Consider the following 15,229-nt stretch of genomic DNA (forward strand, 5'->3'; position numbering starts at 1 on the left):
TACCGGCATAAGCAATTGACCTATAAGCAGGATAGTACACCTACTTTTCGGTCCCTTGCTTATGCGTCCGTTTCTAAACGGTCACTTCCGCTTTTGTATCGGCTAGCTCCAGTTCCCAGAAACTACCGGCATAAGCAATTGACCTATAAGCAGGATAGTACACCTACTTTTCGGTCCCTTGCTTATGCGTCCGTTTCTAAACGGTCACTTCCGCTTTTGTATACAAAAAAGCCTTCTTATCCCAAAAGGGACGAGAAGACTCGCGGTACCACCCTTATAAATTTAAAATGATTATTTTAAATTCACTCGAAATCCATAACGGGGATAACCGTCCATTATTACTAACTTCATAATGGATACTCAAGAGTGATTTTCTAAAAGCCTGCTGTACCGGACTTCCACCAGCTTCCGGCTCGCTGATCAGCAATTGCTTTTATACTTTCTCTGTCAATGTATTTGTAAATTATTAAAATGACCTTTATCTGTATGAATTATATGTAAAATTCCTATAAACGTCAAGGTCTAAGATTCGTTTTCAACAAGTTCGAGCTCTTCGCCCATCTCTGTATCGAATAATTCTTCCCAATCATCTGTACCGAGCATTTCCAATTGTGCTTGAACAAGCATTCTTAATCTAGTACGGAAAACTTTTGCTTGCTTTTTAAGTTCTTCAACATCCATAGAAATTCTGCGTGATTTGCTTAATGCTTCATTGATAATTCTATCTGCATTTTTTTCAGCTTCTTTAATAATTAACCTAGATTCCTTAGTCGCATTGCCCTTTACTTCTTCGGCTGTCTCCTGTGCTACCAGGATTGATTTATTCAGCGTTTCTTCAATATTTGTAAAATGCCCAAGTCTCTCGTTTAGCTGGTTTACTTTTTCAGTAAGATCTTTTTTCTCCCTGATTACCATTTCATAATCTTTAATGACCTGATCAAGGAATTCATTTACTTCATCTTCGTCATACCCACGCATTCTTCTTGTAAATTCTTTGTTGTGAATATCAAGTGGTGTTAATGGCACAACGGCCACCTCCTTAAGGAATTTATGCTATTAAACTATAATTTCATAATGGTATTAAACTTATTCGACAAAAAAACTTAAATTCCTGCAAAGACGTTTATTTTAACGTAGCAATACTAATTTTTACTTTATCTTTTTTTGACAATCCCTTTATCTCCAGTAGCCTGCTTCTTCCTTTTCCACGCAAGGAAATTAGATCTCCTTGCTGCAGTTGGAATTTGCTGTCATCGACAACTTTATAATTTACCTTGACCTGCAGTTTTTGAATGAAAGAAGAAGCTTCTTTTCTTGAAATATTGTAAATTTCCTTTAGCACAGCATCGAGCCTCAAAGATGAAACGGTTTTATCTGCTTCCACCCATTTCTCTTTACTATCCTTAAATGCTGACATCGGTTTTTCTTCAAAGATTACATTCGCTTTCTTGATCGAAGTCAAATTCGTTGAAATATAGGCGCCGATTTCCTTAGCAAGGACAATTTGGATGGTTCCATTACCAACATTGATATCGCCTAGCTTTTTGCGTTTCACTCCCAGGGATAAAAACGATCCCATTACATCCCTATGTTCCACATTAATAAATTTATCCTGATAGGTTGCTTCCAAAAGTGAAAGCTGAAATGTTTCATCGGAAACATCTTCATAAAAAGGTGCTATTACCATCCGCTTTCTCTCTGCTTCTGTTCCACCGCCATGTTTATAGATTTTCACCTCGTCCGTGCTGACACCAATTAACATCTCAACAATTTGCTGTTCACGGGGGTCGAGAAAATCCGTTAATTTTGGCTGATAGGTCAGCTCCACCTGTTCCTTCCAGGATAACACCTGATCAATAAAAGGCTGTTCTTCTTTTCTGAAGTGCTGATATATATCCATATCGAATCATACTTCCTTTTAGAAACTAGATTGTCACCAAGCCTTCGGTGACAACCTTCGTTACACGTATACAGGTTGGTCGGTATATACCTTCCTAGCTGTTAAAATAAAAACATGCGGAAAAATTCAAAAAGACCTGCACGGGCCAAATGCAGTACAAGAATTCCGACGATTGGTGACAAATCAATCATACCAAGTGGGGGGATAAATTTACGGAACTGTTCCAAATAAGGTTCACAAATCTTAGTTAAAAACTGACCGAATGAAGACTCACGAGCCCCCGGAAACCATGACATGAAAATGTACACGATAAGTGCATAGCCATAGAAGACCAGTGCATAATGTATTACTGTATATAATTCAACCATTAACTGCTACCATCCTTTTTCAAATTCTTCCTGTTCTGTAAATACTTCCGATATTGTTCCGGAAACTTCCACATTATCAGGTGTACATAAAAATGTTTCTGAACCAAGTTTTTGAATATCTCCATTAACAGCATAGACAGTACCGCTTAGAAAATCAACAATGCGCTTCGCCTGCTGATGATCGACACGTTGGAGATTAATCACGACTGCACGTCTGTTTACGATATTATCGGCAATTTCTTGAGCTTCATTATAGTTTCGTGGTTCACACAATACCACCTTGGACGAAGACTGTTGGACACTCGTCAAATTGACAACATTTTGCGTCTTTTGCTTTGCAGTAGGTTTATTTTCCGGTACAACTTCTTCTTCCACATAGTCATACTCATATTCGTCATCCATGGTGAAGTAATTTTTAATCTTATTTTTTATACTCAATTTTTTCACCTCTCCATTTCATTTCGTCTTAGCTACCAACTAGCTTGGAACCAATCCGAATGTGTGTTGCACCCTCCTCAACTGCGATCTCATAATCATTGCTCATCCCCATTGACAAGTATTCACACGGAGCATGCGTCCAATTCTTTCCACGGATACGATCCCTGAGTTGTGCCAGATTTCTGAAAACCTTCCTGATTTGATCCGGATCATCAATATGAGGGGCCATTGTCATTAAACCAACTACCCGGATATGAGCATACTGTTCAACCTTCTCTATAAAAGGTATTACCTCTTCAGGTTCCAATCCATGCTTTGATTCTTCTCCGCTCACATTAACCTGCACAAAACAATCGATAGGCACAGTGGCACGCTTGTTGATTTCATTAGCGAGGGACATTCTGTCAAGCGAATGCAGTGCATCTATTTTGTCGATAATGTCTTTTACTTTTCTCGACTGCAATGACCCTATAAAATGCCATTTTGCCTGATTCCCAATATGGCTGTGCTTTTCAAGAAAGCCTTCATTCCGATTTTCGCCAAGGTTTTTAACCCCAGCGTCGATAGCTTCCTTTGTTCGTTCTATTGTAACATATTTTGTAACTCCAATTATCGTGATATCGTCCGGATTACGACCACTTCTTGCACAGGCCTGTCCAATTTTTTCCTGTATCCATTCCAGATTTGCTGCGACTTCCATAATCTCTATTATTCCTCCATTATATTTTCATGCTTTTAATCCAATAAACCCCAACATTCTCCCTGTTTTTCCCTGATCTCTCCTGTGTGAGAAAAATAAGTTCTCATCACGGTAGGTGCAATAATTTGTTACCTCTATATTATGACGTATTACACCAGATTGTAAAAGGATTTCTACATTTAACTGCTTTAAATCCAATAAATAACGATTATTCTCCAATGGTGAGACCGTTTTGTCCCTTTCTTTTACCTCAATACTGCCAATAACATGATGATCGACCTCATAATTTTCTTTTCCGATAGAAGGACCGATTGCAACGCGCAGGTCTTTTGGGTCGGTACCCCTTTCTTTAAATGCATCAACCATCTTTTCAGCGATCCGACCAACCGTCCCCTTCCATCCGGCATGTGCGATTCCAATATATTCGGTTACTGGATCGAAGAAGAACAAAGGAACACAATCCGCAAAAAATGCCGTACAAAGAATTCCTTTACTGTCTGTAATGAATCCATCCGTGCCTTCTATGGAAGTTTCATAATCTGTGGATCCTTTACCCTGATCAACTGCAGATATTTCCTTGACGAATGTTTGATGCACCTGTTGACCAGATACCCATTTTTCAAGAGGAAAATTCAATTTATCGGATAATATTTTTCGATTTTTTATTATATCTTGCTTACTATCAGGAACATGGAGTCCAAAATTGAATGTATTGTATGGCACATTGCTTACCCCGCCATTTCTCGTTGTAAAACCTGCAACAAGTTTCGGATGAAGCTTCTGCCAAATTTCAAGATGTAAATAGGACTCATCTTTTCCTTTAAATGGTTCATTCATTTATAATCCCCCTGGAATCAGACTTGTCTTATTTTATCATATTTCGGCAAAAAATTAAGCTGTAAGTTTGTATTATGCTCTCCCATATAAATCCGGTGCTTGAACGTCTTTTACAAGAATAACATCTGAACCGATTCTGACAATCTGTGTCCAGGAAATCATCAATTCATCTGCTTTGGCAAACATGCCACTTTTCTTATCTCTGGCAACAATAACAATAGCAAGAACCCTGCCGGTATTACCATCAATTTCCAAATCTGTGATATGCCCCAGTCTCCTGCCGTCATCAATGATAATAACCTCTTTTATTTGTAATTCGGATAATTTTACCATTATGCTCACCTGCCTTCATTTAAATATATGCTGGCAGACAAGATTATTTCGCTTTTCCATGCAAAAAACCAGAAAAAACAGTTTATGTACTGTTCTTTCTGGTCTCATAAAATGTACGTTGCATATAATTTTATGGGTATTTTATTTATTTCTGTTCATTCTATTCAAACATTTGCTTATTCATTTGGCTTATTGCTGCCTTTTCTAAGCGGGATACTTGTGCTTGTGATATCCCGATTTCATCAGCAACTTCCATTTGGGTTTTCCCTTGAAAAAAACGCTTGTTCAATATCATTTTTTCCCTATCATTTAATTGATGCATTCCTTCTTTCAGGGAAAGCTTATCTACCCAGGTAGAATCCTTATCCTTATCGTCACTAATCTGATCCATTACAAATATGGGATCTCCACCATCATTATAGATTGGCTCAAATAACGAAACAGGATCCTGAATGGCATCCAGTGCAAACACAATATCGGAATGAGGTATACCCATTTCCTCCGCAATTTCTGCAGGAGTTGGTTCCTTTGAAGATTTACTGATCAATTTTTCCCTTACTTGCAATGCTTTATAAGCAATATCACGCAAAGATCTGGAAACACGTATTGGATTGTTATCACGAAGATACCTTCTGATTTCTCCTATAATCATCGGAACAGCATACGTGGAGAATCTAACATTATGGGATAAATCAAAATTATCGATTGATTTCATTAATCCAATACAGCCAACCTGAAACAAATCATCCACATATTCTCCCCGGTTATTAAATCTCTGGATAACACTTAATACAAGTCTTAAATTGCCATTTACAAGCTCTTCACGTGCAGATAAATCGCCTTCCTGTTGCATTCTAATAAACAATTTCTTCATTTCATCATTTTTAAGTACAGGCAGTTTTGATGTGTCAACACCACATATCTCAACTTTATGTCTAGTCATTTAAGTCAACCCTCCCAGTCGGTGATGCTGTTCAAGGACAGTATCTCCTCACGGGAAGGTTTTTATGCAATTACAAAATTCAATCCAAGGACCGAAATCGGGTCAAATCCTTATGATATCGCGCTAAACCATTTTATTAAATTCTTTTTTCAGTCTGCGGATGATTTTCTTTTCCAATCTCGAAATATAGGACTGTGAAATCCCAAGCATATCAGCAACATCTTTTTGTGTTTTCTCTTCTTCACCAATAAGCCCGAAACGCAACTCCATAATCTGTTTTTCTCGGGCATTCAATTTTTCCAGTGCACTTTTCAGTAACGTTTTATCGACACTTGATTCCAGGTTTTTTGTGATAATATCTTCTTCTGTTCCTAGCACATCTGATAATAGTAATTCATTTCCATCCCAATCAATATTCAACGGTTCATCAAAAGAAATTTCGGACTTCAATTTATTGTTTCGGCGCAGATACATTAGAATTTCATTTTCAATACATCTGGATGCATATGTAGCTAGTTTGATTTTCTTCTCTGGATTGAATGTATTGACGGCCTTGATTAACCCTATAGTACCTATACTTATCAAATCCTCAATATTAATTCCTGTGTTTTCAAATTTACGGGCAATATAGACAACAAGCCTAAGATTGCGTTCAATCAACATCGCCCTTGCTGCTTTATCACCCTTCGGAAGTAGAATAAGCAATTCCTGTTCTTCCTGTTTTGAAAGTGGAGGTGGAAGTGCCTCGCTGCCACCTATATAATATATTTCAGAAGATTTCAATCCTAACTTGATTAATAGTTTATACCAGCCTAATTTTAGCTTCAATTTCCACAAACTCACATTCCCCCACTCCCTTATGCAGATTGTATTGTTGCCAGTTTAATAATTTGCGGATGCAGTAAACAATGATAGCTGTCATCCTTGATCAATGTCCCAAATTGAATGCCGATTAATACATTTGTGGAAATCAAATTTTGGTTTTCATGGTTTACCATTATCTGATCAGGTCTGATTGCAAGTAAAAACATACTTTTACCTTCCACACCCTGATAGGGAATTATCTGTATTTTGCTTTCCCAACCTTTAGGAACTCGATCAAATGCCAAGAGGTCATTAACTTCTTTCAATTGCTCCCATTCTTCATCGGAGAACCAGTTTTTCAAAAATATTTCATCACATATAACGACAGGCCTTTTTGTAAGTGGATCAATAAGTTGATTGCCGCTATCAATATAACCCATCGTTGAAAAGGTAATATTATTAATTTGAATGTTAACCTCGCAAAGTTGGTCATATCGTATTTTGCCGCTCGCATGCTCGTCCATTCGGTATTTAGTAAAGTACCATACAATTGGAAATCCGATGATGATAAACAGCCAGCTAATCGGATCACCATACCCTCTGTTAAAAGTCAATATTCCACTTTCAGTAACCGATACAGGGTTTGCAAGCAAAAAATATATCGCTGTCAATCCACCTCCAATTGCAAATGATGTAAAATAAAATAATAATAATAATTTCATCAACCGGTAAAAACCAGTAAAACCAAAAGTGCATAGAATAATGAGTGCTGAATACATCATTTTCCCTGGCAAGCCATTAACAAAAGAACTTGGAAAAAATAATGTAATTGGAACAATCAAGGAAGCAATAAAAGCTCCAAAAAGCAATCGTAATTTACCTGCATTATCCCTGGCCAATGCTTTTGTCAGCATGAGAAGCATCAAATCGAGAAAAAAGTTCAATGCCCAGACAGCATCAAGATAAATGGTCAATGTTTCTCTTCCTTCCTTACATATCAATACGGAATTTAAACTTTCAAAGATATATTTATGGATATATGGAATTACTCAAAAGTATAGATGACCAACCAAGCAAAGTCTGTCACTTCTTGTATGCATAAAAAATCTAATTTTAACTATTTCTCGGAAGAAATGTCGGTTACGTGTTCCATGTAAGGACAATTAAATTGGAAAAAGCCAGACTAAAAACAGTACAACCGGGCATTGCAATTTTAGTCGAAGTCTGACTTATGAACAAAAGCGGGGGAGTCCGGATCGACAATCAATAAAGAGTTTCTAACTAAATTCAATCATTTAGATACTGTAGTAAAATTTAATTTTAAACTTAAAAAGGTTGTCTCACAATGGGGATTCACCCTCATTGTGAGACAACCTTGTCAATGCTTTTTATCATATAATTCTTATCTGTTTCGGTTACGATTCCTTAAGAAAGTAGGAATATCCAGCTCATCATCCTCTTGTCTTACACGAGGTTGTGATTGTGCTTGTGATTGCTGCTGTTCACGTTGAACAGGCTGCTCCTCTGGTGCTTTTGCTGCAGCGTGCTGCTGGTGACCAATAATTGGTCGTTGCTGTTTTTGTCTATTATCAACTTTTTGTACAGTTTCATCAAAGCCTGTTGCAATAACCGTAACAACAATCTCATCATTCAAATTCTCATTGATAACAGATCCGAAGATAACATTCACTTCTTTATCTGCAGCCGAAGTTACAAGGTCTGCTGCTTCCTGAACTTCATAAAGGCTAAGATTTGTTCCTCCAGTAATATTCATCAAGATACCGTGAGCACCATCAATAGATGTTTCAAGTAATGGAGAAGAGATTGCTTTCTTGGCAGCCTCTGTTGCACGGGTTTCACCTGTTGCAATACCAATACCCATTAATGCAGAACCTTTATCATACATAATTGTTTTCACATCTGCAAAGTCTACATTAATCAGACCCGGCTTAGCGATCAAATCAGAGATCCCCTGTACACCTTGTCTCAGGACATTGTCCGCTTCACGGAAAGCTTCAAGCATCGGTGTATTTTTGTCGACAATCTCAAGTAATCTATCATTCGGAATGACGATTAGCGTATCAACGCTTCCTTTTAACGTATCAATCCCTGTAATAGCCTGTGTAGACCTTCTTCTGCCTTCAAAGGAGAATGGACGGGTCACAACACCTACAGTTAATGCACCAAGATCTTTTGCTACTTGTGCAATTACCGGCGCAGCACCAGTACCAGTACCGCCCCCCATACCTGCAGTAACAAAAACCATGTCAGCACCTTTTAATACTTCTTCCAATTGTTCCTTGCTTTCTTCTGCTGCCTTTTTACCTACTTCCGGATTGGCACCAGCACCCAAACCGCGTGTCAATTTCCCACCAATTTGAATTTTCGCTTCTGCTTTAGATAAATTCAATGCTTGTGCATCTGTGTTAACAGCAATAAATTCAACACCTTCAACACCATGCTCGATCATTCGGTTTACAGCGTTATTTCCGCCACCGCCTACACCGATGACTTTTATTGTAGCTAATTCCTCCATATTTGTATCAAAATCCAACATTTAACTTTCCTCCTAATATGCAAATTACAGAAATTCCGTAAGCAAAATCTCTCGGACAAAACGTTTCGAAACCCTTTTTAGTCAAAGAAATACTTAAACAAATTAGCAAAACCAGAATCCTTTTTTTTGTTTTCCTTCTTCTCATTCTTTTCTTTGGATTGTTTCAGCTGTCTTTTTGGTTTCGGTTTCGGTTCATTCGAATTCAATACGACAGAAGGGAATAATTCCTTCCCTTGAATTTTGGCGTTACGATAGGCAAACTGCAAAATGCCAACTCCTGCTGTGAATTGCGGTTCCCTAACACCGATGTAATCCGGGATAGCTACACGTACGTTGGAACGGAAAAGATCCTGAGCAAGTTCTAGACTTCCCTGCATAGCAATGGTACCACCTGTCAGTACATATCCTCCAGGCAAATCATGATAGCCCATCTTCCGTATTTCTCTTTCCACGTATGCGTATACTTCTTCCAATCTTGCTTCAATCATATCGGATAGCTGCAACTGGTTGAAGGTTTGCTTCGTATTGCTTCCTATGGTAGATACTTCAAATGTTTCTTCTTCCTGTGCATCATCATAAAATGCATGACCATAGTTCAATTTAATATCTTCTGCTTCTTCGGTTGATGTTCTCAAACCAATAGACAAATCTTTTGTAATATTGTCCCCACCTAAACTTATCACACTAGTAGTTACAAGATGGTCATTTTCGAATATGGAAACAGTTGTACAGCCTCCTCCGACATCAATAAGTGCCACTCCCATGTTTTTCTCATCTTTTGAAAGGGCAATTGTACCTGAGGCGAGTGGTTGCAGACAAATGTCGGAAACCTGCAGATTTGCACGCTCCACACATTTTAGAATGTTATGTAATACTGTTTTAGAACAGGTTATAATTGTTCCTTCCATTTCCAGCCGGACACCAATCATCCCTCGTGGATCAGTTATTTCATCCAAACCATCGACAATAAACTGTTTCGGAATAACATCAATGATTTCACGTTCCGGTGGAATGGAAATCACCTGTGCTCCTTCGATTACTCGTGTAACATCCTCATCTCCAATTTCCCTGTTTTCACTCTGGACTGCCACCACTCCATGACAAGGCTGCAATTGAATATGATTACCGTTGATTCCCACTACAACGCTTTCGATTTGCATTCCTACCATACGTTCAGCCTGTTCCACTGCACTTCTGATAGAGTGTACGGTTTGATCAATGTCAACAATGGCACCTTTTTTCATGCCGTTTGATTTAGCAGTTCCAACTCCAATAATATTCAGGGAATCGTTTAAGACTTCACCAATAATAACTTTTATTGCAGTTGTACCTATATCAAGACTTACTAATATTTCACTATTATTCAACGAATGGCACCTCCGGATTAAGAAACATCCCATTTCATATAATGTTTCTATGATACTACTTCTATTTATCGTATAATCTACTATTTTATAGGAAATCTCAAAAAAATAAAATATATATGTTATACATTAGAAAACTTGGCATTCGCTAAAGGGTTAGCGAATGCCGCCTCAGTTGTGTATGCATAAAAAAGTATTTATACTTTCTTAACTGCCAAGAAATGCATACGGTCCCCAAAAAACTAGATTTCCTTACTATATCTTTCGCAAAGTAGTTAGCTTATATGACTTTTAACCATAAAGAATGGATTATTGTTCTGAATCATCGAAGTCAATTTCCTCTTCAGTCACAGTATCAGTTTCTGTCTCGTCCTCTTCTGTATGAAATGATTCAAAGTAAACCCCAACTCCAATATGAATAATTCCTTTTTCTTCAGGATCAAGCTGGGATACGATCGAAGGGTAAACTTCCATTTTGTCTGCAAAATCACGAATCGTCCCTTTAACAAGGTAACCATCATTCATATAAAGAAGAATATTATTTTTGTTTTCTTCTGTTGGCTTCCAATGAATCTCAGAAATGATATCTAGAATGTTCACAGGTAACTTTTCCAGTTCTTCAGCCATCTTTTTCAAATAGTTTTCATCATCAAATCCAAAGATTAATGGTGCATCGCCGCTGAAACTATCTCCGGCCACTTCTAAGATTTCTCCATTACCCATAACGGGATAGTAAATGGAACCTTCGCGTAAATACCCGATAATTTGGTGTTCTGTAACATTAATTTGTACTGTCCAGGGCAATTTTCTTTCTAGTGATGCAGATTCTACAAGAGGATTACTGACAATTAAGTTTTCAATATCCGTTTTGTTGATCGTCCAAATATTTGAATTTGTGGTTAATTTACTGTACTCAATTACCTCATCATCCGATATATATAAATTTCCATTGACATTGATTGCCTTAATGTTGCTCCATGGTGATTGCAGATAGACAATTACTGATATTAAGATAAAAAAGATGGACAGATAAAAAATAAGACGTCTATTTGCTTTCTTTTTACGGGCTTGTTTCAATTTTGGAATACGATCTTCGATTGAAACAATGTTTTTTTTGCTCATCCCCATTTCTTCCTTTTTACAATATTAAAAGAATAAACGGCATTATATGATCCGTTTCTATCTATTTACAAGAATTATATCATAAAACATAGTGGAAGATGTAGTGTACTTACTATAGTTTATCAGTTTTTTTACTAGTAATTACAGTATGACTCTTAACCAATTGGAAAATTAGAGAACTTGGTTGTCACCAAACCTTTCGGTGACAGCCTTAGTTGCATTTATATAAGTAGGAAAAAATACATTTAGATTTTAGAATATATGCTAATATTCAACAGTATTCCTACCGAACATAGTGTTAATGTCAAAGAGGATCCTCCATAACTTAAAAACGGTAATGTAATGCCTGTTACCGGTATCAGTCCAATGACAACACTAATATTAATCATCGCCTGTACTGCAAGCATCGCAGCAATACCTAAAGCCAGAAAACGGCCGAACAAGTCCGGTGCTTCCAAAGCTATTTTTATCCCTCTCCACAATAGCAGAAAAAACAGTAGTATGATTGTTGCTCCTCCAATAAAGCCAAGTTCCTCTCCCAAAATTGCAAATATGAAATCTGTTTGGGGTTCTGGTAAATAGAAGTACTTTTGCAGACTGTTCCCCAGCCCTAACCCCATTAATCCACCAGGACCAATTGCATAAAGAGATTGTATAATCTGAAACCCATCTCCCAAAGGATCCTCCCATGGATTCAAAAAAGCTGTAATACGGTTAATTCTGTAGGGAGCTGAAGCGATTAAACCAACAAAACCAAGGAGACCCAGTGCAGCCAGTCCAAAAAAATGTGTTAGACGAGCACCGGCCACAAAAATCATAATCATACAAGTTAGTACAAGCACCATTCCAGTGCCAAGGTCAGGTTGGAGCATAATAAGTCCAAATGCAGTGAAGATCAACAATATACAAGGAAAAAAGCCCTTTTTGAACGAAGTGATGTACTTTTGATTTGCAGAAAGGATTGCGGCCAGAAAAATGATCAATCCCAGTTTCATAAATTCCGATGGTTGAATGCTGAACGCACCCACACCTATCCAACTTTGTGCCCCACCCCTTATAAGACCAACTCCCGGTATAAGCACGAGAAGTAATAGTGCAAAACATAGGATAAGAATTATATTGGCGTATTTCTTCCACGTATAATAGGGAATCACCATAAAAAGGAGCATCGCTATTACGCCAGCACCGGCAAATAATAGCTGTCTTTTCAAGTAGTAATAGGCATCATCAAATTTGTATTCAGACCAAATATAGGACGAGCTGTATACCATGACAATACCGGCAGTCAGTAATATAACTATGACAAAAAGCAAAGTAAGATCTGGTTTCCTTTGCTCGTTTAAACGTTTATTAAACAAAAAAACACCCCTTTTTCCAATATAGGATTAGGGGCGTTTGTTGTTGTTTTATACTATTGTGATGTTGCAGATAAGATCGTCACCTAAACAGTCACGATCATCCGGCGTAAACCTAGCTTTAAGCTTTTGCATTGCCCCTACTTAAGTTTATGCACGGCTTGTACAAAAATGTCTCCTCTTTCTTCAAACGTACGGTATTGATCCCAGCTTGCACATGCAGGAGAGAGAAGGATAACATCATTTTCCTTTGAAGTAGGATAGGCTTTTTCAACAGCATCTTGAACATTCTCCGCATCAATAATTGTTTGGATGCCGGCTTCTTTAGCCAATTGCTTCAGTTTCCCCGCAGTCTGGCCGAACACCACCATGGTTTTAACATTTTTGAGAAAAGGTAATAAATCGGTAAATTCATTTCCCCGGTCAAGTCCACCGGCCAACAGTATAATCGGTTGTCTAAAAGCGCTCAAAGCTTTTTGGGCAGCCAATATATTTGTTGCCTTTGAATCATTATAGAATAAACGACCATTTAAATTTCCTACGAATTGAAGGCGATGTCTAACACCGGTAAAAGTCATCAAAACTTTTCTGATCCCTTCGTTTGTTGCACCATTTAGTTTTCCACAAGCTACGGCAGCTAATATATTTTCGAGATTATGCTCACCGACCAGAACAATTTCCTTCCTTGAGATTAACTTTTCACCATTAAAATAAATATACGAATCATCTGCCCAGGCACCAGTTTCCAGTTTTTTGCTGACAGAAAACGGAACAAGTTTTGCTTTTGCCTGGTGAATTACCTTGGCAATTGAAGCATCATCAGCATTATATACCAGGTAATCCTGAGCAGTTTGATTTCTGAAAATATTAAACTTCGCCTGTTTATAATTATCAAGTGTTTTATGATAATCAAGGTGTGCTTCAAAAATATTGAGCAGAACCGCGGTCGCAGGTTTGAATTTTTCAATACCTTGCAACTGGAAGGATGATAATTCAAGTACAAGTTTTTCATTTTCACCCAAATCATGCACTGCTTCTGTAGCCACAATCCCAATGTTTCCGGCAACTTTGACAGGAACATCGCTCTCTCTAAGCATTTCTGTTACGAGTGTTGTCGTAGTCGTTTTCCCATTGGATCCGGTGACAGCGATAATTGGTCCATCTGCTAAATGAAATGCCAATTCAATTTCAGTAATAATGGGAATTCCTCGTTTGACCGCTTCGGCAGCAATTGGGTTGTCGTAAGGAATTCCCGGGTTTTTCACGACTATTTCTATTTCATCCAAAATAGAAATAGGATGGGAGCCGACGATAACATCAGCGCCCATCTTTCTTAAATTGACTACAATCTCATCATGTTCACGTGCATTCCTATCGTTGACAATAACCTTTTTATCATTTGCAAGCAATGTCTGAGCTGCCGCCGTACCACTTTTCGCCAGACCGAGTACAAGTATGCTGGAATAAGGGAAATCTGTAAATTTCTTCATTACAAGCCCACCTCAATATAGATGCCGAGTGCTGCAAATAAGAGTCCCACCAGCCAAAATGTCGTTACGACACGCCATTCTGACCACCCAACCAATTCGTAATGGTGATGCAGAGGACTCATTTTAAACACTCTTTTTCCTGTTGTTTTAAAAGAGATAACCTGAATAATTACGGAGAGCGTTTCAATTACGAATATCCCACCAATAATGACGAGGAGAATCTCCATCTTCAAGATGATTGCAAGGGCAGCAATAGCTCCACCAAGAGCTAAAGAACCTGTATCACCCATAAATACTTTTGCTGGGTGAGCATTGAATACAAGAAAACCAAGTAATGCTCCAACTACTGCGAGGGCAAATATTGCTGCCTCATTTTGTGGAGTAGCATACCAGGCAAGAACCGCGAAAGCTCCAAAGGCAATGGCTGCTGTCCCGGCCAATAGCCCATCCAACCCATCTGTCAGATTTACGGCATTCGATGAACCAACCATCATAAAAATAATCAGTAATGCATATCCCCAGCCAATATCCCATTGAATATCGGTTCCAGGAATGTTAATTGCAGTTGAGAAATCCTGACTTCTTAAAATAAAATAAAATACGAGGGCTATAATAATTTGGCCCAGCAGCTTTTGTTTCGATGTGAGTCCAAGATTCCGTTTCATGGCAACTTTAATGAAGTCATCCAGGAATCCAAGCAGACCGTAACCGAATAGAACAAATATCAATAGCCAAATTTCATATCCTATCCCCGTGTCACCAGCTCTGCTAGCCATAATAATAGATGTAATGATAATACTGAAGATGATCATGATACCACCCATTGTTGGGGTACCCGTTTTTTTCATATGTGATTGTGGTCCTTCTTCTCTAATGCTTTGCCCAAACTTTAATCTTCTTAAAAATGGAATCAATATTGGAGATAGAAGAACGGTAATGAGAAATGCTATAGCTATTGTTACTATTAAAACAGTTATATTCACTTCATTTCCTCCTCATACATAACCGTCCAACTAAG

At 38.0% G+C, this 15,229-nt stretch carries 16 protein-coding genes and 1 other annotated feature; all 16 genes read right to left on the reverse strand.

Annotated elements, in window-relative coordinates:
* Nucleotides 1-243: 243 nt before the first annotated feature.
* Nucleotides 244-460: a binding site (T-box leader), on the reverse strand.
* Nucleotides 461-522: 62 nt separating this feature from the next.
* The 16 genes from MN204_RS04320 to mraY all read right to left on the reverse strand — a co-directional run bounded on the left by MN204_RS04320 (nt 523) and on the right by mraY (nt 15,194).
* Nucleotides 523-1,026, reverse strand: coding sequence for a DivIVA domain-containing protein (locus MN204_RS04320; protein ID WP_249869856.1), 504 nt, complete (start codon nt 1,024-1,026; stop codon nt 523-525).
* Between the two features lie 97 nt (nt 1,027-1,123).
* Nucleotides 1,124-1,900: a YlmH family RNA-binding protein gene (locus MN204_RS04325; RefSeq protein ID WP_249869857.1), complete on the reverse strand. Its 777-nt coding sequence runs from the start codon at nt 1,898-1,900 to the stop codon at nt 1,124-1,126.
* Between the two features lie 101 nt (nt 1,901-2,001).
* Nucleotides 2,002-2,268 carry a YggT family protein gene (locus MN204_RS04330; RefSeq protein ID WP_249869858.1) on the reverse strand — a complete coding sequence of 89 codons (267 nt, stop codon included), beginning with the start codon at nt 2,266-2,268 and terminating at the stop codon, nt 2,002-2,004.
* Between the two features lie 6 nt (nt 2,269-2,274).
* Nucleotides 2,275-2,706 carry a cell division protein SepF gene (locus tag MN204_RS04335; protein ID WP_249869859.1) on the reverse strand — a complete coding sequence of 144 codons (432 nt, stop codon included), beginning with the start codon at nt 2,704-2,706 and terminating at the stop codon, nt 2,275-2,277.
* A gap of 28 nt (nt 2,707-2,734) precedes the next feature.
* Nucleotides 2,735-3,406 (reverse strand): YggS family pyridoxal phosphate-dependent enzyme, encoded by a 672-nt coding sequence (locus tag MN204_RS04340; RefSeq protein WP_249869860.1) that lies wholly within the window; start codon nt 3,404-3,406, stop codon nt 2,735-2,737.
* Nucleotides 3,407-3,433: 27 nt separating this feature from the next.
* A complete protein-coding gene (gene pgeF, locus MN204_RS04345) occupies nt 3,434-4,243 on the reverse strand; it encodes a peptidoglycan editing factor PgeF (protein WP_249869861.1) in 810 nt (269 codons plus the stop codon).
* A gap of 72 nt (nt 4,244-4,315) precedes the next feature.
* Nucleotides 4,316-4,576, reverse strand: a complete 261-nt coding sequence (locus MN204_RS04350) for a YlmC/YmxH family sporulation protein (RefSeq protein WP_249869862.1) — start codon at nt 4,574-4,576, stop codon at nt 4,316-4,318.
* Nucleotides 4,577-4,736: 160 nt separating this feature from the next.
* On the reverse strand, nt 4,737-5,519 hold the full coding sequence (sigG, locus tag MN204_RS04355) for an RNA polymerase sporulation sigma factor SigG (protein ID WP_249869863.1): 783 nt from the start codon (nt 5,517-5,519) through the stop codon (nt 4,737-4,739).
* A gap of 123 nt (nt 5,520-5,642) precedes the next feature.
* A complete protein-coding gene (gene sigE / locus MN204_RS04360) occupies nt 5,643-6,356 on the reverse strand; it encodes an RNA polymerase sporulation sigma factor SigE (protein WP_249870234.1) in 714 nt (237 codons plus the stop codon).
* Between the two features lie 20 nt (nt 6,357-6,376).
* Nucleotides 6,377-7,297: a sigma-E processing peptidase SpoIIGA gene (spoIIGA, locus tag MN204_RS04365; RefSeq protein ID WP_249869864.1), complete on the reverse strand. Its 921-nt coding sequence runs from the start codon at nt 7,295-7,297 to the stop codon at nt 6,377-6,379.
* Nucleotides 7,298-7,725: 428 nt separating this feature from the next.
* Complete coding sequence (ftsZ, locus tag MN204_RS04370; RefSeq protein ID WP_249869865.1) at nt 7,726-8,880, reverse strand: cell division protein FtsZ; 1,155 nt, start codon at nt 8,878-8,880, stop codon at nt 7,726-7,728.
* Between the two features lie 77 nt (nt 8,881-8,957).
* Nucleotides 8,958-10,247, reverse strand: coding sequence for a cell division protein FtsA (ftsA, locus tag MN204_RS04375; RefSeq protein ID WP_249869866.1), 1,290 nt, complete (start codon nt 10,245-10,247; stop codon nt 8,958-8,960).
* 306 nt (nt 10,248-10,553) lie between these two features.
* Nucleotides 10,554-11,366 (reverse strand): cell division protein FtsQ/DivIB, encoded by an 813-nt coding sequence (locus tag MN204_RS04380; protein WP_249869867.1) that lies wholly within the window; start codon nt 11,364-11,366, stop codon nt 10,554-10,556.
* Nucleotides 11,367-11,611: 245 nt separating this feature from the next.
* On the reverse strand, nt 11,612-12,724 hold the full coding sequence (spoVE, locus tag MN204_RS04385) for a stage V sporulation protein E (RefSeq protein ID WP_438804684.1): 1,113 nt from the start codon (nt 12,722-12,724) through the stop codon (nt 11,612-11,614).
* Between the two features lie 137 nt (nt 12,725-12,861).
* Nucleotides 12,862-14,211, reverse strand: coding sequence for a UDP-N-acetylmuramoyl-L-alanine--D-glutamate ligase (murD, locus tag MN204_RS04390; RefSeq protein WP_249869868.1), 1,350 nt, complete (start codon nt 14,209-14,211; stop codon nt 12,862-12,864).
* Nucleotides 14,211-15,194 (reverse strand): phospho-N-acetylmuramoyl-pentapeptide-transferase, encoded by a 984-nt coding sequence (gene mraY, locus MN204_RS04395; protein ID WP_249869869.1) that lies wholly within the window; start codon nt 15,192-15,194, stop codon nt 14,211-14,213. Before mraY ends, murD begins: the two co-directional genes overlap by 1 nt.
* Nucleotides 15,195-15,229 lie beyond the last annotated feature (35 nt).

This window comes from Oceanobacillus saliphilus (assembly GCF_023522835.1).
GTDB classification, from domain to species: Bacteria; Bacillota; Bacilli; order Bacillales; family Amphibacillaceae; genus Oceanobacillus; species Oceanobacillus saliphilus.

Bases quoted from the DNA above. Each gene is read 5' to 3' on its own strand.
- MN204_RS04325 (WP_249869857.1), bottom strand. From the start codon at position 1,900: ATGGATATATATCAGCACTTCAGAAAAGAAGAACAGCCTTTTATTGAT.
- MN204_RS04330 (WP_249869858.1), bottom strand. From the start codon at position 2,268: ATGGTTGAATTATATACAGTAATACATTATGCACTGGTCTTCTATGGC.
- MN204_RS04340 (WP_249869860.1), bottom strand. From the start codon at position 3,406: ATGGAAGTCGCAGCAAATCTGGAATGGATACAGGAAAAAATTGGACAG.
- pgeF (WP_249869861.1), bottom strand. From the start codon at position 4,243: ATGAATGAACCATTTAAAGGAAAAGATGAGTCCTATTTACATCTTGAA.
- MN204_RS04350 (WP_249869862.1), bottom strand. From the start codon at position 4,576: ATGGTAAAATTATCCGAATTACAAATAAAAGAGGTTATTATCATTGAT.
- sigG (WP_249869863.1), bottom strand. From the start codon at position 5,519: ATGACTAGACATAAAGTTGAGATATGTGGTGTTGACACATCAAAACTG.
- ftsZ (WP_249869865.1), bottom strand. From the start codon at position 8,880: ATGTTGGATTTTGATACAAATATGGAGGAATTAGCTACAATAAAAGTC.
- MN204_RS04380 (WP_249869867.1), bottom strand. From the start codon at position 11,366: ATGAGCAAAAAAAACATTGTTTCAATCGAAGATCGTATTCCAAAATTG.
- murD (WP_249869868.1), bottom strand. From the start codon at position 14,211: ATGAAGAAATTTACAGATTTCCCTTATTCCAGCATACTTGTACTCGGT.